Below are 20,052 nucleotides of genomic sequence, written 5' to 3'. Positions count from 1 at the left end.
GTTGCACCCCCTCATGCTGTGAGTCTTCTTCTCCTCCATTGATCGAACACAACAATGATTATGATGAGAAGACCGTTGATTACTTTCTGCCAGAAAGGTTCTACATCTAGGAGGTTCAAGCCGTTACTCAACACACCGATCAGCAGAGCACCTATCAATGTTCCAAGGACACTTCCTTCACCGCCAAAGAGGTTGGTACCTCCTATAACAACGGCTGCTATCGTGTTTAGCTCTATACCCTCTGCCATCAGAGCGTTTGCCGAATTCATCCTTCCCACCATAACCAATCCTGCTATACCGGCGTACAATCCCGACAAGGTGTAAACTATCGTCTTCACCTTGTCAACATTTATTCCTGATTCTCTGGCTGCTTCTCTGTTTCCTCCCACCGCATAAATCGAGCGACCGAGGCATGTTCGTGATAGCACAAACCATGTAATAAGTACCATTATGAGAGCGACCAGGGCGGGAACTGGTACCGGTCCTATGTCACCACTTCCTAACCAGATGAGAGCTTCTGGAAGGTATCCCTTGAGCGCAGTGGCTGTGAAATGTGAAGGTACGGGCAGACCACCTGTTATGAGGAGTGCTACTCCTCTGACAGCTCCCAACATTCCTAATGTGGCGATAAAATCAGGTATTCTTCCTTTTGTGATGATGGAACCATTGAAGAATCCAACCAGTGTGGCGACAGCTACACCAAGAAGTGAGCCAAGAAGGAAATTCCAACCCCAATAACTCATCGCAACAGCAGCCAAGCACCCACCAAGAGCCAGTATTGCTCCAACGGAAAGATCTATACCCGCAGAGATGATCACCATCGTCTGGGCGGATGCTAAGATCAAGAGTACAGAAACCTGTCTGAGAATATTGAGCCAGTTGCTGATGGTGAAGAAATATGGAGAGAGAACAGAGAAGACTATCACCAATCCCAAAAGTCCTACCAGTGATCCTCCTCTAATAAGGATGTTGCTCATCACTTTTAATCTGCTGGTTCCGGTTGTCATTTTCAAAACGTTTTCCTTCATGCTCTCACAGCTCCTCCCGCCTCTGCAAGAATATCTCCCTTCGATAAGTTAATATTTTTCAAAGTTTTGATTATCTTACCATTTCTCATAATAGCAATACGATCTCCCACCTCAACAGCTTCTTGTGCTTCTGAAGTGATGTAAATAATGCCCATTCCTTCTTTTGCGAGCTCCCTGACCAGTTGTCTTATTTCATACTTTGCACCCACGTCTATTCCCCGGGTCGGTTCGTCGAGAATGAGTACTCTGGGTTTTCTGCATATCCATCTGGCCAGCAAAACTTTCTGTTGATTACCACCGCTCAAATACATCACTCTCTTGTCTAAGCTGGGTGTCTTTATTCTCAGCTTCTCAACAAGGGAAGAAGACAGTTCCCTCTCTTTTCTAAAGTCGAGAATTCCCTTTCTACAGATTTCTCTGAAGCTAGCAAGGGTGATGTTTTTGGACACCGAAAATTGGAAGACAAGAGCTTCTCTTCTGTCCTCCGGTAAGTATCCTATGCCAGCATTTATCGCATCGATGGGCGAAGAAATTCTCACCTTATTTCCTTCGATGAGAATGTCTCCCTCCGCTTTTTCTAAGCCAAACAATCCACGTGCAAGAGTTGTACGACCTGATCCCAGCAGTCCAAATATTGCTAGGATTTCACCGGCGTAGAGATCTAGATTCACGTTTTTTACAACACCGGCTGAAAAATTGCGAACAGATAGAAGGGGGGATCCTTCTACAGAGTCGTGTGTAATCACTTCCTCTTCAAGGTGTTTTCCTGTCATATAAAAGACAACATCTCTCTCTGTTAGCTCTCCTCTAGGGGCTGTGATTATTTTTTTACCATCTCTCAAAATAGTAATTCTGTCCGCTATCCTCAGGGCCTCATCAAGTTTGTGCGAAATAAATATGATGGCTTTTCCTTCTTTCTTAATCTCGAAGAGAAGTTCAAAGAGCCGTTCAACTTCGTCTTCACTGAGAGCCGATGTGGGTTCATCCAGAAGGAGTAGTTTCACATGGGGTTGACTGATCGCTTTTAAGATTTCAACTATTTGTTGCTCTGCTACGCTCAGGTCTCTCACGAGAGCTCTAGGATTGATCCTGAGATCGAACTTTTTCAAAAGTTCTTGAGCTCGATCGTTTATGTAAGACCAGTCTATCCCAAAGATCCCCCTCGGCCACCGTCCCAGGAATATGTTTTCAGCGACGCTAAGAGAAGGTATCAGTGAGAGTTCTTGATGCACAAGAGCTATACCAGCGTTCAAAGCCTCCCTAGGTGTTCTAAACCTGACTTTCTTTCCATCCAGTACGATGCTACCACTATCCGGTTCTATTATCCCACTGATGATCTTCATGAGGGTGCTTTTTCCGGCTCCGTTCTCTCCGAGAAGAGCATGTATTTCTCCTGGAAATACTTCCAGATCTACACTTTGTAAAGCTTTCACCCCGGGAAACTCTTTCGTGATTCCCTTCAGAACAAGTATCGGTTCCTTCACCATGCGGTGTAACCCCCATCGATCGGGAAAATCGCACCTGTAGCATACCCGGGCACATCAGACGCGAGAAAAACAATAGCTGCCGCTATCTCCGAAGGATCCCCCAATCGATTCAGAGGGCGAGAAGATTCCAGTTGTTTCTTCACCATCTCGGGAGATTTTTCCATCTTCAGGGCTTTCTCGACCAACGGAGTCATAGTGGTTCCCGGACATACAGCGTTAACCCTTATTCCATATGGAGCCAGATCCACCGCGCAACTTTTGGTGATGGATATCACCGCAGCCTTCGTCAGATTGTATATCACCTGTCCTTTTATTCCGACCAGACCTGCCTCTGAGGCTACGTTCACAATGGTTCCTCTTCCATTTCTCTTCATAACCTCAGCCACATATTTTGTGCAAAAAAGAACACCTTTGACATTCACCGCCACCAGCTTCTCGAAATCTTGTTCCGTGATTTCCAGGACGTTTCCCTTTGCGTAGATACCCGCGTTGTTCACCAAGACATCTATCGTTCCATATTCCTTTTCAACAGTTTTTACCACCTTTTCAATCTCGTCAACATTGCTCACATCCATCTTGAAAAACTCAGCCTTTCCTCCCATCCGTGATATCTCGGAAGTGACTCTTTTTCCATTCACTTCATCCATATCGGTTACTATTACGATGGCTCCTTCCTCAGCTAAGAGTTTGCATGTAGCCTCACCAATCCCGGCGCCTCCACCAGTCACGATTGCTACCTTATTCTTCAGCTTTAAATCCATCTCTCTCCCCCCTTGGTTAAAGGGGAGGGGATCCCTCCCCTCTCATTTCTTCTGTCTCTTAAGATACTCTGCTTTGATCGCTTCCCAGTCTGTTGGTTCCAAGTAAGTGTTCGGATAGAACATATCCGCGTTTCCTTTCCACTCTGTTCTTGGTCTGATATCCACAAACTGTGGTACCAGATCTTTCAACCCGAGAGCGAGCATCACGGCGTACTTGGTACCGTACCAGCCCCACTCCGGGAACCCGTGCCATGTTTCCGCAATGATTCTTCCTTCCCGTATTCGCTGTACAGATTCTGGGGTGCCGTCGTTTGTGAAAATTTTGACTTCCGTTCTTCCCATTCTTTCACACGTCAGCATGGCACCGAGTCCCATTTCATTGGAGGCGGCCCATATGAAGTCCAGAGTACCTTTTGGATGAGCTGTTAGAATATCTTCCGCCACCTTTATGGCTTTTTCCCTGTTCCAATCTGCGGGAAGCGTTGTGACTATCTCTATTCCTGGGAATTGATCGATCACCGCGTGAAATCCTCTGAGCCTGGCAGTCGAGAAGAATCCACCGGCTATTCCCTCGATGATGGCTCCACGTGCCTTTATCTTATCCTTGATTTTTTCGATCATCGGAGGTGAATAGATTGCCTGCCAGAAACCGAGATCCAAGTAGGCTTCAGGAGGAACGTTGAGGTTTTCACCCTCTCCCAGCACACCAGGCCCTCCGAAGTAATCGATAACAGCGTAAGCAGAGATCATACCAGCTACGGTGTTGTCAAATCCTATGTAACAATCCACATCGAGCCCTTCAATCGGCTCAAGCAAGTTAACGACGATAATGGGAATACCTGCTTCCTTAGCCTTTTTCAGAGCGGGTTTTACAACCTCAACTTCGATGGGGGAGATGGCTATAACATCCACCTTTCTCTGGATGAAATCCTCAATGATCTTGATTTGATCAGCGAACGCAGTGTGTGATTGTGGTGCTTTTGTTATAACCTTCACAGGAATACCGTGTTTCTTGGCCTCTTCGGCAGCTTTGTTAAAGAAGTCTGTGGCGGTCTTGAAAACTCCAGTGATGTCAGGTGGGGCCCAACCTATGACGATCTCAGGAATCTCCTGTGCCAGCAGCAGAACCGACAGCATCAGAACAGCCAGAACCAGCAACCCTCTCATAAAGACTTCACCCCCTCAAAATGTGGTGTCCCACTCCGGTGATCCAGTAGTAATGTTATAACATTATCACTTTCAACTTCAAGTTGTGAAAAGGACCTTTATTGGACATTATCAGCGAAGACAGAGGATTATCAGTAAATATCACCCGGAATCTCACATTTTCTCTTTTTCTCTTTTCATTTCACTATCCTTACCCTCTTTCTATCCACTGTGGCAGCAGCCAGGGCAATGGCGATGATTCCAAAAATGATCATCTGAACGTCTCTTCCGACGGCCAGCATGAGCAAACCCGTCTGCGTCCATGTAATGATGATCACGCCTATCAACGTAAGATGGGGCCCCCCTATACCTCCCGTCAGAGCGGTTCCTCCAGCTACAATACTGGCGAACAGGGGTACTGACATATCCGCTCCCAGCTGGACAGATCCACCTCCGTACTGAGCCATGTAAAGCACACCTGCCAGCCCGGAAAGAAAACCACTCAGCGTAAAAACCAAGATTCTGTGCTTTTCCACATCTATCCCTGAAAGTCTGGCCGCCACAATGTTTTCCCCTATAGCATACGTTTTTCTTCCAAAAGGAGTGTAGAGTGCCACAAAAACACATATCGCCCAGACCATCAAGGCCCAGAAAAATACAGCCGGCAGTCCCAGTATTTGTTTGACAGCCAGTGCCCTGAAGGTCTCGTCATAGATTAAAAATAATTTTCCCTTTGAGAAATAAAGAACAATACCCTCCAGAACAATGGAAACACCCAGTGTTGCCATGAAGGAAGGAATGCTGAAGAGGGATACCAGAAGACCGTTGAGACAACCAAATGCCGTTGTAAGGAGCAGGGAGATAGGGATGACCATCATTCCGTATTTATCGAAGAAAACGGCGCAAAACATCGCGGCAAGTTTGAGCAGACTCACCACTGAAAAATCGAACGAACCCATCAAAATGACGAAAGTCAATCCACATGCGGCTATGAGGAAGTAAGACATGGCATATATGAGTGCCCGGAATCCTTCATAACTCAGAAATGAAGGATTCAAAGCTTGAAAAATGAAAATTATGATCAAAACAGTTGCGAGTGAATAGAGGGCTGTGATGTTCTTCTTCAGCCATGTCCATCTCACTTTACGATCATCCCCCTCAGCCTTCTGGTACCTGTTAAAATGGCACCCAACACTATCAATCCCAGAATCAGCTGTATCAGCTCAGGTTTCCAGAAGGTAAGGCTTATTCCTCTTTGAATAACAGCGAATGTAATAGCACCGAGCAGGGTCTTGGCAGGACTTCCCACTCCTCCCGCGAGAGAGGTTCCCCCCAATACGATGGCTATCAGTGGATCTATGAGGCTTCCAAGTTTAAGTTCCGTTGGAACAGATCCTCCCATTAGAGGAAACAGTATGATCATACCAGTACCTGTTATCAATCCGCTCAAAGTGAAAGCAAGAATTCTGTATTTCTCTACATCTATTCCACTTACTCGTGCTCCTTCCTCGTTTGAACCAATTGCGTAGAAGTACGTGCCGATTCTGGTGCGGTGCATCAGGAAGATGACAAAGAACATCAGGGGGAGCGCCCAGAAGAACGCTGCCGGAAAGAATGGGATGATGGAAGCCGTTATGAAACGATATCCCCTGACGACTCTTGGGTATCCTCCTGACATCCAGGCGGTTATCCCCCAATAAGTGACTGTGATGCTCAGGGTGAGAATGAAGGAAGGGATCTTTCCCTTCACCTGTAAGAAACCGGTTATCAGACCGGTGAGAGCTCCTATCAGGGGATAGACCAAGATAGCCAGGGGTCCGACCTGGGAGTGGAGGTACCAGGTGAGAATACCCCCTAACATCCATATACCGATGTACGACAGATCCATGGAACCCGTGATGATCACAATGGTGGGTCCCAAAGCGAAAAGAGAAAGCCTGAGGAACTGCCTAACTATTGAGGAGAGATTCATACGAGACCAGAATTTATCCGGGTATGCGGAGGAGAAAACCACAATTAAGGCGATCAGTGCCAATAATACGAAGTTATCTCTCAGGAATTTGAAAAACCGCACACCTCATTCCTCCTTCATTATGACCTCCAGTTCTTCAGGCAAGAGTTCCTTCTCTACTCTTCCTCCCTTTATGTAAAGTACCCTGTCACAAAGCAGCAAATACTCCTTCGGATCATCACTCACCAGTATCATCGAGATACCCTTCTCTTTCATTTCCAAAAGTGCGTCATATATATCCTCTCTTGCTCCCACGTCTATTCCTATGGTTGGATCCTCGAGAAGTAGTATTTTGGGGCTCTTTTCCATCCACTTTCCCACCGAGACTTTCTGCTTGTTACCTCCGCTCAGGGAATAGCACTCGGTGTGAACAGAAGGGCATTTTATTCTCAACCTTTTCACCACACGAGTCGCGATTTCCTCCTCTTTTCTAGAATCGATAACAAAATAATTGGTCACTTTCTCAAGGTTCAATGTGGAGATATTTCGGGCAACAGACCAGTTCAGGAACAATTCTTTCCCCGTCTCACCGGAGAAGTATCCTATTCCGTATTTCTCGAGTCTCACATATGGCGCCTCTCCTTTTTTAATCACCTTACCTTCAACTCTGATGATGCCTTCATCGAAATCTTGAATTCCCGCTAGCGTATGCAAAATATCTGCTTTTCCTGATCCGGACGCCCCAAAAAGCCCCAGACACTCCCCACGGTGCAGAGTAAACGAAATATTGTAATAACAGCCTCTCTTCGAAATATTTTGGACATTGAGGATCTCTTCTCTTTCTCTCTGGACTTTTTTCAAAGCACTTCTTCTCATATACTCGGAAGAACTTCTTCCCACAATTTCCCTGAACAGGTCTTCTTCCGTGAGAGCTTCTTTCCTTAAATCATGATGAGCGATTAACATACCGTCGCGTAATACATAAACTCTGTCTGCAAAATTGAGTATTTCAGGGATGATATGTGAAACAAATATGAAGGAAGCGGTTCTTTTTGATTCCATAATAAACTCGAACAGGTTTTCCCTCTGTTCAATCGCAAGTGGAGCCGTTGGTTCATCAAGAATGATGATAGGGTATCTCTCTTCTTCGCACTCAAGGTTAATTGAAAGAAATGCTTTTGCTATCTCGACCAGTTTGCGAGTAGAGAGGGAAAGCTCGTACATATACGAGTCTACATCACAGTCTATCTTCAACTCTTTCAAAATTTCTCGAACCACAGACTTCATCTCTTTCTTTTTTAAACCAAATACTGTGGAAAATTTTTCTTCATGACCCAGAAGTGCAAACTGATACACTTTCAAATGAGGTACGACTCCCTGCTCCTGAGGAACTAAAGCGATACCCATTCGGACCGCTTCCTTGGGATTCCTGGGAAAAGAAATAGGCACTCCTCTGTAAAAGATCTCCCCGGAATCCGGTGGGAAAATTCCTGCCAGAATTTTCATGAGGGTGGATTTTCCAGCTCCGTTCTCTCCCACTATTCCGAGCACCTCAGAAGGGAAAACAGAGATACTCACTCCTTTGAGGGCTTCCACACTCCCATCGAACGTCTTTTTGACGTTACATACCTCCAGCAAGGGGGTTTCTGCTTTCATCATATAACTTCCCTCCGATCAACGGGAGGGGGGTTGCCCCTCCCGGTTCATCACCAGACTGGTTCAATTTTCAGCTCGGGCGGGAAGCGTTTTGCATACTCTTCGGCTTCTTCCCATGTGTCCGCCCAGCTGAAGTCGAGGAAATACTCGTGAAGGGCTTTAACATGAGCTCTGAATGCTTCAAAGCTTCCGCCGAATCTGGGACTCAGAACAGGGTAGTAGTAATCGAACCGGCCAAGGTGTTTAATGCCGAACTGCTCCGCCCCTGCGTGTCTGTCGTATTTCAATCCCAGTTCTTTACACTTTGCAAGCGACATCAGTCTGAAATCGAAAGGATAATTTGGTTTCTCCTTCTTCATCTCCGCCAATATCTTGTCGAAGTACTCTCCAGGATCTGCCATGGCGAAACTCGGATGATCTATGATTCCGGCCGCTTTAGCAAGTGGCTCGATTTCTTCGAGCCTTCCGTAAACAGTTAGTCTGGGAGCCTGTATCATCTCTTCCGGCAGCGGGTACCATTCTCCCACACACATGTCGTAAAGCATGGGTACCATTCTCCCAGCAAAGTATGGAATGTCGAAACCTGAAGTGCACAGGAAATTCCCTTTCATAATCTCTAAGGCGGTGCTGTACTCCATATCCCTAGATGCTGTGAACGGTCCTATCTTCAATCCATGCTCTTCGAGAGCTCTCAGAGCTCCCATTGTCTGAGAATCGTTGGCTCCCCAGAGTCCCTCGTAGTCTTTTCTGATGGCGAGGGAGGCGAGAGCTGCCTTTCTTCCTCCTTCGTAGGTCCACTCTCCGTACTGGTGGCCCAGAAGCTGGATCTCTGGATAATTTTTCCAAGCCATGAAGACACCCAGGTTTATGTACACGGTTGAAACGGTGGCAACTGTTTTGGAAGCCTGGTGATGCAACAGTTTGGTTTTTCCATTCTGCCTCATTTTTTCCATGAGGATCATGACCGGGAAGTACGTTTGTTCATCGGACATGGGAGTGTTGTCAAGAACCCAGTATGGTCCAAAATCGCCCGGGAGGAAATCACCAGTGTAACCGAAGAACGTAGCCATGAATACCTTGTTTTCGTTACAAATTCTAACAAGTTCTGGCATAACCGCAGCTGATGGACAGTTGTAGATTATTGCTTTGGCACCCGCGGCTATCATGTTCTCTGTTGTCTCTATCCACGCAGCATCAGTTTCCGCCACGGCACCTATGAATTCTAGCCCAAGCTGTCTGCACGCTTGTTCTACGGCCTGCCAGCATATCATGAGATACTCCTGAGCCAGTCCCCAAGTTATGTAACCTATTGCGAACTTCTCTCCAGGCTTTGCGTTGGCATAGGTTTTCGCTAGCTCCTTTCTCAGCGCTTCATCATCAAGGTTTGGATGCGCCTTTTTGAACTCTTCGAACCACGCAGGACCCCCTACTAGTACGCTTGCCACGAATATGGAGAGGACAAGCACCAGAAAAACTCTTCTCATGACAACCCCCCCTATGTGGAAATTTCAGATATTTATCCTGAACGAAAGGCCCTTTTCGAGCAAGTCTTTTATTTCAAGATCCTCGTCGGGAGTGCCTTTCTTGAAAAGAACCAGAAGCCTTGCTTTTTTTGCAAGAGGATAAGGTATCCAGTGCCAAGTTCCCTCTTTCAACAGAACTCCTTGTCCCGGCTTGACGAGAAAAGCTCTCACAGTTTCTGGATCTGGAAAATCTTGATCAGGAGTGGGTTTCCCCACAAGAGCTATCACGGAATTATCAATGACAAAGAATATTTCCTTTGTTCTGATGTGTCTCTCCATCTTGCTGAATTCCTTCGAGCGCTCGTAAACTTCTAAGAAACCCACTGTTAAAATTCCGTCCACTTTCATCTCTGCCAAGCCATCCCAGAATGTGAAAATATCTTCTTTCATCTTTGGTTCCAACTTTTCGGGATCTATTACGCTTCCATACGGTTTAAATAGCTCGTTTGACAACTCTTTAACTTCCAGGTTTCTGATCATTAAAATCCCCCCTTTTGCGTGTAGTATATCAAAAGTCATAACATCATGTCAATATGTCAATATTTTGTCTTGACAATGCAGAGCAGAATTAGTGTGGATATAATTGACCAGAAAGAGCTTCCAATCATTCTAAGGGGGTGGTCGCATGAGGGTAAGAACGTTCTTGATACTGTTTCTATCATTTTTAGTGTTAACTCCTCTCCTATTTTCAGCAAAGATTACAATAACCATTCAGGATTACTTCCATCCAGGGGAAGGAACTGCCCGATTCATTGAAAATGTCTTAATTCCGGAGTTTCAAAAACGATATCCAGAAGTAGAAGTGAAGCACGTTTATATACCCTTTGCAGAACTCCTCCCAACCATTCTTCAACAGTCACTCACAGGAACACTGCCCGAAATCATCATGGCTGACAACCCTTGGGTACCACAATTAATTGAAGCAGGAGTTTTCAAAGATATTACAGATCTGGTAATGAACGACCTCGGAGAAGAATTCTGGCTTGATTTCTTTGAGGGTCATAGATTAGTGACAAGTAAGGATGGCAGAATATACGCCTTACAGTTACATACGAACAACCTGGCGCTCTTCTACAGAAGGAGTCTTTTGGAAAAAGCAGGAGTAACAAAAGTGCCAGAAACTTGGAATGAACTCCTAGAAGCTTGTAAAAAGATCAAAGAAAAACTCGGAATCTATGGTTTTGCTCTCTGTGCAACGGCAAGTGAAGAAGGAACGTGGCAGTTCGAGCCGTTCCTATGGACTAATGGTGGGAGTCTCTTTGAACTGGATCAACCAGAAGCAATAGAAGCACTTTCATTCTTGGTCAAGCTAGTGGAGGAAGGCTACATGCCACGAGATGTGGTCAATGTGAGCGGACAGGGTGACCTCACTATCTGGTTCATTAACGGAGAAGTTGCGATGATGGTTAACGGAAATTGGGAATTTGGCTGGCATCTGACACCTGATGTGTTGAAAGAATTGGGTGATGTCGAGGTAGCTCCTCTTCCTGTTCCGAAAAAGGGCATGAAAGCACTAGTACCTTTCGGAGGGGAATGCTACGGTATCTCTGCTACCATAGATTCCGAGAAACTCAAATACGCCTGGGAATTTTTGAAACTCTTCTATGTTGAGAAAGTAGGAGAATTCTATGAAAAATGGACAGGACATATTCCCACGAGAGCTTCTTACGCAGAAAAAATCGCACAACTCAGACCGGAGCTGAGGTCGTTCATAGAGCAAGCAAAATACGCTATTCCAAGACCTTTGGTCGGCGGGATCGACAAGTATCCAGACGTATCACACGAAGTTATTATGGCCATTCAGCGAGCTTTGACGGGAGTCCAGACACCCGAAGAAGCATTTAAAGAGGCTGCAGCTAATATAAGAAAACTGTTCTCAAAGGAGGAATTCGAGAAATATAAGAAAATGGCTAGAGAAATTTTGGACAACACCCGTAAGAGGATGATGGAAGGAAAATAAGGGGGAGGTATATCCTCCCTCCCCTTCATTTTATCGGGAGGGGAGTTCATGAAAATAAAGAGAAAAAAAGCGCTTTTTGTCTTTCTTTTACCGTCTGTCCTTTTTGTTGTTGCTTTTGGAGTGTATCCCACCATTTATAGCTTACTCTTGAGTTTTAAAGATGTAAACCTAATAACCTACATAAGAGGTACAGCGAAGTATATAGGGTTTTCTAATTACCTAGAGGTGCTGAAGGATCCTCTGTTTTGGGGAGCTTTCAAGAATACTCTTGTTTTCACGGGGTTATCATTGTTTTTTCAAATGACAATTGGTTTTGGGATTGCTCTTCTTTTCAATTACGAATTTCCGCTTAAAGGTTTTTTGCAAGCACTGATTATGGTTCCGTGGGTTATGCCTATTATGGTGAGTGGGACATATTTCCGATGGACCTTTGGGGACAGTGGTTTTTTGAATAATTTACTGATCTCTCTTGGTTGGATAAAAGAACCTATAAGGTGGATTACCAGCGAAAAATTGGCAGTATATTCCATCACATTTGCGAATATCTGGCTTGGTATACCATTCAACTACTTACTGCTTTATACAGGTTTGCAGGAAATCCCAGAAGAACTTTATGAGAGTGCCGAAATAGACGGTGCTAAGGGATGGCAAAAGGTTTTGTACATAACACTTCCCTGTCTGAAACCCGTAATCTTAACCACACTCGTTCTTGGTTGCATTTTTACAATGAAAGTGTTCGATCTTGTGTGGATAATCACAAAAGGAGGACCAGGAGGAGCTTCCCATCTTTTCACAACCTTATCTTACTCTCTAGCATTTGATAGATTCCAATTTGGAAAATCCTCAGCAGTCATAATTTTGATGCTTCTAATCGTTATAGCCTTAGTCTTCGCTTTGAACAAAGTAAAGATTGAGGAGGGATAATCTATGAGAAAAAGAAAGGGTTGGAAGTGGACAGGTGTGGTGACCCTGGTTGTTGTTTTGATCGTTTTTCCTCTCTATTTTATAGCTATTGGAGGATTTATGTCTGTAGCAGAAATCTTTAGAAAACCACCTTATCTATTCCCTCCTCATCCGACATTAGCATATTGCAAAGAAGCGTTTCTCACACTTTTACCTTACATGAAAAATAGTTTCCTCATTTCCTTCGGAACCCTTGGAATTACTCTCCTTCTGTCTCTACCGTCAGCATTTGTTTTATCGAAGTTTAAAATGAAAATAAATAGGTTTGCCCACGAATTCTTCACGTTCGTCCAGATGCTACCTTATGTTGCTGTCATTATTCCTCTCTTCCTGATTTTCACAAAGCTTAAATTGATCAACAATATTTGGGGAGCAGTTCTTGGAATTTCGGTCTTCCTTGTCCCTTTTGCTGTCATAATTCTTCGAGCTTATATGATATCAATACCAGACGCTCTTTTGGAAGCAGCCTTAATTGACGGAGCAAGTTATACAGATATATTCGTCAAAATAATTTTACCACTTTCTGCTCCTTCTATAGCGTCTGTGTCTATCCTTGTTTTTTTACTTGCCTGGGGTAATTTCATAGTTCCTCTTGCCTTCATAAAAGAGAGGAGTCTCCAACCAATGAGTATCGGGCTATATATGTTTATCGGGCAGTACGGGGTTGAATGGAACAAACTCATGGCGGGGAGCATGATATACACCATACCACCTCTCATAATTGCTCTGATCGCGGGAAAAGCGATCGTTGCAGGTCTCACTGCCGGGGCTTTGAAAGAATAAAAAGAATAAAGAGAAGGAGGGGGAGGATGATTTTTGAGAAAGTTCAAGAGGGGAAACTTGTTGTGAGGGGAGAGGGAGAAATCATCCAGATAGAACCGTGGGGGAGGGATTGTTTGCGGTTCAGATCCACCAGGAGGAGACAGATAAAGAACCAGGACTGGACGCTGTTACCGCAGGAGGGTGTCGAAGTTGAGATAAGGATAGGGGAGGATAAAGCCATCATCAGAAACGGAGAATTGATAGGAGAAGTGGCGAATGATGGACGTGTTCGGTATCTTTCCAGCAGTGGAGAGGTTCTGCTTGAGGAGTTGTGGATAGACCATCGGGTTAAAAACGCAGCACTTCGCAAGGCGCGGAATTACAGGGCGCTGAGCAGTGATTTATTTGAGGTCGAACTTTACTTCAAAGCCTTCGAGGATGAAAGATTTTACGGGATGGGCCAGTACGCCAATGACTTTTTGAACCTGAAGGGGTGCGTTCTCGAACTTGCACAGAAAAACACCCAGATCAGTGTTCCATTTCTTCTGTCTTCGAGAGGATATGGATTTATCTGGAACAACCCTTCTATCGGGAGGGCTGAACTAGCCAGGAACCACACCTGCTGGGCAGCGAAGGCAACAAGGCAGATAGATTACCTGGTTATATACGGGAAAACACCAGCAGAGATCCTTCAGAAATACATGAACATCGTAGGAAAACCCTCACCGGTGCCGGAGTGGGCACTCGGTTTGTGGCAGTGCAAACTGAGGTACAGAAATCAGGAAGAGCTCCTTGGAATTGCTCAGGAATACAAGAAAAGAGGAATACCCCTTTCTGTCATCGTGATAGACTTCTTCCACTGGCCTCATCAGGGAGACTGGAAGTTCGATGAGAGGTTCTGGCCCGATCCAGAGGGGATGGTGAAGGAACTCGAGGAGATGGGAGTAAAGCTTCTGGTTTCCTTCTGGCCCACCGTGGAAATAAGCAGCGAGAATTACAAGGAAATGGTGGAGAGAAATTTGCTTGTACGGACAGAAAAAGGGGTTCCCACGATTTTCACCTTCAGGGGAATCTGTACGCATGTGGATTTCACCAATCCAGAGGCCAGAGAGTACGTATGGAACAAGGTGAAAGAGAACTACTACAGGTACGGTGTGAAGATGTTCTGGCTGGATGAGGCGGAACCGGAGCTCGGCATGCCAGGGTTTCACTATGAGAACACAGATCCGTACTTTTACGAGAATTTAAGATACAGCATTGGAAACGGTTTAGAGGTCAGCAACATATATCCGTTTTACTACGCCAAGGCTTTTTACGATGGTTTGAGAAAGGAAGGGGAAACAGAGATAGTGAATCTCATCCGGTGTGCGTGGCTTGGAAGTCAAAGGTTGGGGGTTGTGGTCTGGTCGGGTGATATTCCATCTACCTTTGAGTCCTTGAGGAAACAGGTGAGGGCTGGTCTGAACATCTCACTGACGGGTATCTTCTGGTGGACAACAGACATAGGAGGTTTCTACGGAGGAGATCCCAACGATCCGGAGTTCAGAGAGCTCCTTGTGAGATGGTTCCAGTTTGGTGTGTTTTGTCCTATTTTCAGATTACACGGGTTTAGGTTGCCCTATCCAGATGATCCTAATACCTGCCCACCGGAAGAGCTTACGGGGGGTCCGAATGAACTCTGGTCGTACGGTGAAGAAGTTTACAACATACTGAGGGAATACGTCTTTTTGAGAGAGAAGATGAAGCACTACATAGTGGAGCAGATGAAGCTGTCCATTGAACAAGGAATTCCTTTGATGAGGCCTCTCTTTGTGGATTTTCCGGATGATCCCGTGGTCTGGAATGTGGAAGATGAATACATGTTTGGCTCGAATGTACTGGTCGCCCCTGTTCTGGAAAAGGGAGCAAGAACTAGGAAAGTCTATTTGCCGAAAGGAACTTTTTGGACAGAAAGGAGCACAAGTAAAACCTATGATGGGGGACAATGGATAGAAGTAAAAGCACCTCTCGATGTTATCCCGGTGTTCTTCAAAGGTAATGAGAGGTTATTCTAAGCTAATCTCAAAATCCAAAGTAAAAGGCGCCGGGCGGCGCCTTTTTTTAATCTTTCAATGACAACATCCATGACCACGTGACTTTCCCCGGTGCGCGTATTGTTCTGGATTATCTTTAAACTTTTCAGCACACTCTTGAGAACAGAAGTAGTACTCTTTCCCCATGTATTCCACCTTTTCCACCGCCTCTTCCTTTTCGATCTTCATTCCGCAGACGGGATCCTTCACTTTCATAAAATCCACCTCCTTACTGGAAAAATTCGACTTGAATTAGTCTCTCATAATGTGCTACAATTAGTGTAGCATAATTTGAGAGGAGGAATCAACGATGTGTCCTTTTTGTTTTTGGAGCTGGGGCTTCTGGCCCTGGAACTGGGGAGGAGTTATCATGATGATTTTCTGGGCAGTTATTCTGGTGGTTCTCTTTGCCTTTCTCTTCAGGTGGCTTGGAGGAGAAAGACATGAGAAAACGGAAGGAAGAACCAGTAACAAAAAGGCTCTTGAGATACTGAAGGAAAGGTTTGCCCGCGGTGAGATCACCGAAGAAGAGTACGAAAGAATGAAAAGGAGGATCCAGGATGAGTGAATTTGAACGCTGGAGAAAGGAATTCCCTGAAGTGAGTGGTGCCGTTGTAAGAATGAGAAACAAGGCTTTCGCTGACGGTTCTATCCCTGCAAAGTACAAAGTGCTGACGGCTTTAGCCATAGCGGTTGTGGAAAAGTGCAAACCCTGTGCTCAGGGATATTATCAGAAAGCGATCGAAATGGGTGCCACAAAGGATGAAATAAAAGAGATCCTCGAAGTTGCTGTCACCATGGGAGCGTGCATTGCAGAAACCTGGGCGAGGGAGGTGTGGCAAGATGGCCGATCAGAGGACAATGGAGGATCGTGCTGTGAAGAATGAAGGGATAAAGAAGACCTTCACCGTAACAGGAATGACGTGTGCCACATGTGCGAAAACCGTTGAAAAGGCCCTGAGAAAACTCGACGGGGTGAAATTCGCAGCGGTGAATCTGGCAACCTCCACGGGTTTCATCGTGGCAGAAAGAGAGTTATCCTTCGAGGAAATCAAAAAAGCGGTGGAAGAGGTAGGTTATGGAATCAGTACAGAATCACCAGAGGACGTGGAAAGAAAGCGTTACGAAGAATCGAAAAAGAATTTGATCCTTGCCTGGCTCGTCACGGCTCCTCTTGCCCTCCTTATGATTTATCACATGTTTGTTTCCAAGGTGCCGTATTTCACCTGGATAGAGGTCTTCGCAGGTGCGTTCGTTACGTTCTATGTGGGCAGAGGAACGATCAGAGGGGCATGGATAGCCCTCACACATAAGCACACGAACATGGACACACTCATCTTCTTCGGTGCGGTGACTTCCTGGGTAACGGCTGTTCTCGACAGTATAGGACTTCCCGTGATGTCTTTCGGTGCCATAGGTGCCATGATCGTTGCGTTCCACATCACAGGACGTTTCATAGAATCTTATCTGCGTGACAGGGCCAGCAAAGAAATCAAAGCCCTTCTGAAACTTCAGGCGAAAGAAGCCCGTGTCATCACCGATGAAGGAGAAGTGATGATGCCGATAGAGGCGGTGAAAGAGGATTTCATCGTACTCGTGAAGCCCGGCGAAAGAATACCCGTGGATGGGGTGATCGTGGAAGGCCAGTCTTCAATCGATGAGTCCGTAGTGACGGGAGAATCCATACCGGTTTTGAAGAGAGAAAACGATGAAGTAATCGGTGGTTCTTTGAATGTATCGAGCCCTATCAAAATAAAAGTCGCAAAAGTAGGAGAAGACACCTTTTTGTCTCAAATGATCAAATTGATTCAGGAAGCGCAGGGTTCGAAGGTGCCGATTCAGGCTCTCGCCGATAGAATCACCATGTGGTTTGTCCCCACGATCATCGTCCTTGCGATAGCCAGTGCCCTGGTGTGGTACTTCAATTACGAACAATTCCTTCCCTTTGTAGAAAAAGCAAGGGAGATCTTTCCGTGGATCATACAGACCGGTGATCCGCTGACCTTTTCCATCTTCGTCTTTGTTGCCACGATCGTCATAGCGTGTCCATGTGCGCTTGGTCTTGCAACTCCCATGGCCCTTGTGACTGGAACGGGACTTGCGGCAAAGAAAGGTCTTCTCATAAGAAACGCCGAGGCGATTCAGACATCGAAGGACATTGGGGTGGTTCTCACAGACAAAACAGGAACGCTCACCGAGGGCAGTCCAAGGGTGGTGGATCACAACCTTTCCGACGAACTGGTGAGGATCGTAGCGAGCGTGGAGAGAAATTCGAACCATCCTCTTGCAAAAGCAATTTCGGAACTCTCTCAGGATGTGGTCGAGATAGAAAACGTGGAAGAGATCCCGGGAGAAGGGGTAAGGGCACTTTACAAGGGAGAAGAGTATTTTGTTGGAAAGCCCCAGGATTACTCAAGGTACGAGTCTCTTCTGGAAGAGGGAAAGACCGTGGTTGAGGTGAGAAGAAACGGTGAAGTTGTGGGATTTCTTGCGATAGAAGATCCTATCAGGGAAGACAGTCCCGAGGCCGTGAGAAGGCTCAAGGAGATGGGAATAGAACCTGTCATGATAACGGGAGACAACGAAAAGACAGCAAGAGCGGTTGCAAGGCGACTTGGGATAGAGAAGTTCCACGCGGGTGTGAAACCTTCTGAGAAACTGGACCTTGTGAGATATTACCAGGCCCAGGGAAAGAAAGTTGCGATGGTGGGAGACGGTATGAACGACGCCGCTGCTTTGAAAGGGGCAGACGTCGGAATAGCAATAGGTTCAGGAACAGACCTTGCCATCGACAGTGCAGACATCATCATAACAAAGGGTGGTATATCAAAAGTCGTCGATGCCATCGAGGTGTCGAGAAAAACCTTCAGAATCATAAAACAGAACCTGTTCTGGGCCTTCTTCTACAATGTGATAGCCATTCCAATGGCGATGATGGGATTGCTTCATCCGGTGATCGCAGAACTTGCCATGGCGTTCAGTTCCATCACCGTGACCCTCAATTCCATGAGGGTGAAATAGTGAGTGTCGAAAAGAAATACGACAGATTTGCATCACTTTACGATAGATTCGAATGCTTCATCGAGAAGAAGTTTTTCTCAAGGTTTCGTGAAGAACTCTTCAAAAGAGTGGAGGGGAAGAGGATTCTGGAAGTTGGCATCGGCACTGGAAAGAACGTTCCGTACTATCCGGACGATGTAGACGTTGTGGGTGTAGATGTCAGTGAAGGAATGCTCAGGGTGTGTCAGGAGAGGTTAAAAAAGTTTCCAGAAAAAAAGGTGAAGTTGTTGAGAGCGGACGTTCAGAATCTTCCTTTTTCAGACGAAGAGTTCGACTGCGTTGTTTCCACGTTCGTCTTCTGTACGGTGCCGGATCCCATAAAGGGTTTGAAAGAAGTTCACAGAGTTCTCAAGCCCTCTGGAAAAGCCGTTTTTCTTGAACACATGAGAAGCGGAAAATGGTACGTTAACGTGATGTTGTTTGTGATGCACATCTTCACAAAGCCTCTTCTGGGAACGAGCATGCTCCGAAAAACGGTTGATAACATAAAGAAAGCAGGATTTGTGATCGAGGAAGAAAAGCACCTTCTTGGCGATGTGGTACGTTTGATAACTGCCAGAAAAGGAGGTGAGGAAAGTGATTGAGAAGATAAGAGAGGATACCACTCTCAAGGAAATCATGGAAGCCCATGAGAGACTGGAAAGGGCACTCAGAAAATACGGCTTTGACACCTGCTGTGCGAAGATGGAGAGTTTGAAGGACGCCTGCAAAAAGAAAGGTCTGGATGTTGAAAAGGTTCTAGAAGATCTAAACAGAATCGTGGAGGAGATCAACGAGGAAGAGAGGATAATAAGAGAGATAGAATCTCAATTTCTGTGAGGAGGTGCTGTTATGAAGTACGTACTCAACGTACCGGATATTTCCTGTAATCACTGCAAGATGAGGATTTCGAAGGCACTAGACGAACTTGGGATCAAAGATTACGAAGTGAGTGTGGAGGAAAAGAAAGTTATCGTTGAAACAGAAGATCTGGACAGTGTTCTGAAAAAACTCGAGGAAATCGACTATCCGGTGGAGAGTTATCAGGAAGCCTGAGTCATGAAAGATGAAAGGGTGTTCTTCAAAAAGTTCCTGAAAGTTTCATCCTTCAGGCCCTCACCGTGAGCGGGCGTGAGGGCCAGTATTTTCCCTTCGTGAAACCTTCTCGTCCAGCCCGCGATGGAAACACCGTCTTCTGATTCACTCCAGAGGAATATCTCCACATCCGAGTACAGCTCAACGAAGTAGTGCTCATCTATCAGTTCGAATTCAACATTTTTTCCGTAGTATTTCACTTTTTTCTGTGGCGGATGGTGTATGAACCTTCCTCCAACGAGTCTGTTGTAACTCTCGGGAAAGCGGGAAAGTCCGGAGTGCCAGACAAAGAGTTTCCCACCTGTTTTGATGTATTCCTCCAGAAGTTTTGTTTCCTTTTCACTCACCCACGGGATGGTTTCATCGAGAAGGTTCCAGCGTCCTATAACGACAAGATCCGGAAGTTTTTCTATCTCTGAAAAGTCTTCTGGATTAAGATCGTGGATTTGCCCGTTCAAAACGTCCTTCAGCGTTTCCAGAAAGAGATCATGATCGTGGTATCTGTCACCAAGAAAGGCAAACACCCGCATCCCAGTCCCTCCTTATCGATATCCTATCACCACACTATGTAACAGAAATGTTAACCGTTGACTTTGCATCCTCGTCCGA

At 45.7% G+C, this 20,052-nt stretch carries 21 protein-coding genes; 10 read left to right on the top strand and 11 right to left on the bottom strand.

Features of this window, described 5'->3' with window-relative positions; translation table 11 throughout:
* Positions 1 to 11: 11 nt before the first annotated feature.
* From CTN_RS01815 to CTN_RS01775, 9 genes are all read right to left on the bottom strand, one after another.
* On the bottom strand, positions 12 to 1,028 hold the full coding sequence (locus CTN_RS01815) for an ABC transporter permease (protein WP_015918862.1): 1,017 nt from the start codon (positions 1,026 to 1,028) through the stop codon (positions 12 to 14).
* Positions 1,025 to 2,515, bottom strand: coding sequence for a sugar ABC transporter ATP-binding protein (locus tag CTN_RS01810; RefSeq protein ID WP_015918861.1), 1,491 nt, complete (start codon positions 2,513 to 2,515; stop codon positions 1,025 to 1,027). Before CTN_RS01810 ends, CTN_RS01815 begins: the two co-directional genes overlap by 4 nt.
* Entirely contained in the window at positions 2,509 to 3,276 is a 768-nt protein-coding gene (locus CTN_RS01805; RefSeq protein WP_015918860.1) for an SDR family NAD(P)-dependent oxidoreductase, read from the bottom strand. Before CTN_RS01805 ends, CTN_RS01810 begins: the two co-directional genes overlap by 7 nt.
* Positions 3,277 to 3,318: 42 nt before the next feature.
* Positions 3,319 to 4,443 carry a sugar ABC transporter substrate-binding protein gene (locus tag CTN_RS01800; protein ID WP_015918859.1) on the bottom strand — a complete coding sequence of 375 codons (1,125 nt, stop codon included), beginning with the start codon at positions 4,441 to 4,443 and terminating at the stop codon, positions 3,319 to 3,321.
* Positions 4,444 to 4,619: 176 nt separating this feature from the next.
* A complete protein-coding gene (locus CTN_RS01795; protein ID WP_015918858.1) occupies positions 4,620 to 5,564 on the bottom strand; it encodes an ABC transporter permease in 945 nt (314 codons plus the stop codon).
* On the bottom strand, positions 5,561 to 6,496 hold the full coding sequence (locus tag CTN_RS01790; RefSeq protein ID WP_015918857.1) for an ABC transporter permease: 936 nt from the start codon (positions 6,494 to 6,496) through the stop codon (positions 5,561 to 5,563). Before CTN_RS01790 ends, CTN_RS01795 begins: the two co-directional genes overlap by 4 nt.
* Before the next feature lie 3 nt (positions 6,497 to 6,499).
* The gene (locus tag CTN_RS01785; protein ID WP_015918856.1) at positions 6,500 to 8,032 is read right to left on the bottom strand and encodes a sugar ABC transporter ATP-binding protein; all 1,533 of its coding nucleotides are present in this window, start codon (positions 8,030 to 8,032) and stop codon (positions 6,500 to 6,502) included.
* A gap of 47 nt (positions 8,033 to 8,079) precedes the next feature.
* The gene (locus CTN_RS01780; protein WP_015918855.1) at positions 8,080 to 9,513 is read right to left on the bottom strand and encodes a sugar ABC transporter substrate-binding protein; all 1,434 of its coding nucleotides are present in this window, start codon (positions 9,511 to 9,513) and stop codon (positions 8,080 to 8,082) included.
* 24 nt (positions 9,514 to 9,537) lie between these two features.
* On the bottom strand, positions 9,538 to 10,032 hold the full coding sequence (locus tag CTN_RS01775) for an ureidoglycolate lyase (protein WP_038066552.1): 495 nt from the start codon (positions 10,030 to 10,032) through the stop codon (positions 9,538 to 9,540).
* A 145-nt stretch (positions 10,033 to 10,177) separates the two neighbouring features.
* On the opposite strand from CTN_RS01775, the gene CTN_RS01770 reads away from it, so the two are divergent.
* The 4 genes from CTN_RS01770 to CTN_RS01755 are packed head-to-tail and all read left to right on the top strand — an operon-like array spanning position 10,178 to position 15,291.
* A complete protein-coding gene (locus tag CTN_RS01770; protein WP_015918853.1) occupies positions 10,178 to 11,512 on the top strand; it encodes an ABC transporter substrate-binding protein in 1,335 nt (444 codons plus the stop codon).
* A gap of 48 nt (positions 11,513 to 11,560) precedes the next feature.
* Positions 11,561 to 12,436: a carbohydrate ABC transporter permease gene (locus tag CTN_RS01765; RefSeq protein ID WP_015918852.1), complete on the top strand. Its 876-nt coding sequence runs from the start codon at positions 11,561 to 11,563 to the stop codon at positions 12,434 to 12,436.
* 3 nt (positions 12,437 to 12,439) lie between these two features.
* On the top strand, positions 12,440 to 13,258 hold the full coding sequence (locus CTN_RS01760; protein ID WP_015918851.1) for a carbohydrate ABC transporter permease: 819 nt from the start codon (positions 12,440 to 12,442) through the stop codon (positions 13,256 to 13,258).
* A 26-nt stretch (positions 13,259 to 13,284) separates the two neighbouring features.
* Complete coding sequence (locus CTN_RS01755; protein WP_015918850.1) at positions 13,285 to 15,291, top strand: glycoside hydrolase family 31 protein; 2,007 nt, start codon at positions 13,285 to 13,287, stop codon at positions 15,289 to 15,291.
* 54 nt (positions 15,292 to 15,345) lie between these two features.
* On the opposite strand, the gene CTN_RS01750 is transcribed toward CTN_RS01755, so the two are convergent.
* Entirely contained in the window at positions 15,346 to 15,525 is a 180-nt protein-coding gene (locus CTN_RS01750; protein ID WP_038033454.1) for a YHS domain-containing protein, read from the bottom strand.
* Positions 15,526 to 15,619: 94 nt separating this feature from the next.
* On the opposite strand from CTN_RS01750, the gene CTN_RS01745 reads away from it, so the two are divergent.
* The 6 genes from CTN_RS01745 to CTN_RS01720 are packed head-to-tail and all read left to right on the top strand — an operon-like array spanning position 15,620 to position 19,404.
* Positions 15,620 to 15,877 carry a PLB family transporter gene (locus CTN_RS01745; protein WP_012310637.1) on the top strand — a complete coding sequence of 86 codons (258 nt, stop codon included), beginning with the start codon at positions 15,620 to 15,622 and terminating at the stop codon, positions 15,875 to 15,877.
* Positions 15,870 to 16,196, top strand: coding sequence for a carboxymuconolactone decarboxylase family protein (locus tag CTN_RS01740; RefSeq protein WP_012310636.1), 327 nt, complete (start codon positions 15,870 to 15,872; stop codon positions 16,194 to 16,196). Before CTN_RS01745 ends, CTN_RS01740 begins: the two co-directional genes overlap by 8 nt.
* Positions 16,153 to 18,330: a heavy metal translocating P-type ATPase gene (locus CTN_RS01735; protein WP_038066548.1), complete on the top strand. Its 2,178-nt coding sequence runs from the start codon at positions 16,153 to 16,155 to the stop codon at positions 18,328 to 18,330. Before CTN_RS01740 ends, CTN_RS01735 begins: the two co-directional genes overlap by 44 nt.
* A complete protein-coding gene (locus tag CTN_RS01730) occupies positions 18,330 to 18,953 on the top strand; it encodes a class I SAM-dependent methyltransferase (protein WP_015918846.1) in 624 nt (207 codons plus the stop codon). The genes CTN_RS01735 and CTN_RS01730 overlap by 1 nt, the downstream gene beginning before the upstream one ends.
* The gene (locus CTN_RS01725) at positions 18,946 to 19,188 is read left to right on the top strand and encodes a DUF542 domain-containing protein (RefSeq protein WP_231555960.1); all 243 of its coding nucleotides are present in this window, start codon (positions 18,946 to 18,948) and stop codon (positions 19,186 to 19,188) included. Before CTN_RS01730 ends, CTN_RS01725 begins: the two co-directional genes overlap by 8 nt.
* Before the next feature lie 12 nt (positions 19,189 to 19,200).
* Positions 19,201 to 19,404 (top strand): heavy-metal-associated domain-containing protein, encoded by a 204-nt coding sequence (locus tag CTN_RS01720; protein ID WP_015918844.1) that lies wholly within the window; start codon positions 19,201 to 19,203, stop codon positions 19,402 to 19,404.
* On the opposite strand, the gene CTN_RS01715 is transcribed toward CTN_RS01720, so the two are convergent.
* Positions 19,392 to 19,973 (bottom strand): ThuA domain-containing protein, encoded by a 582-nt coding sequence (locus tag CTN_RS01715; RefSeq protein WP_015918843.1) that lies wholly within the window; start codon positions 19,971 to 19,973, stop codon positions 19,392 to 19,394. The two genes, CTN_RS01720 and CTN_RS01715, sit on opposite strands and share 13 nt — an antisense overlap.
* Positions 19,974 to 20,052: the final 79 nt, after the last annotated feature.

The sequence above is a fragment of the Thermotoga neapolitana DSM 4359 genome, assembly GCF_000018945.1.
Taxonomy (GTDB): domain Bacteria; phylum Thermotogota; class Thermotogae; order Thermotogales; family Thermotogaceae; genus Thermotoga; species Thermotoga neapolitana.
The sequence above is the reverse complement of the archived record's forward strand: the minus strand, read 5'-3'. Positions and strand labels throughout refer to the sequence as shown.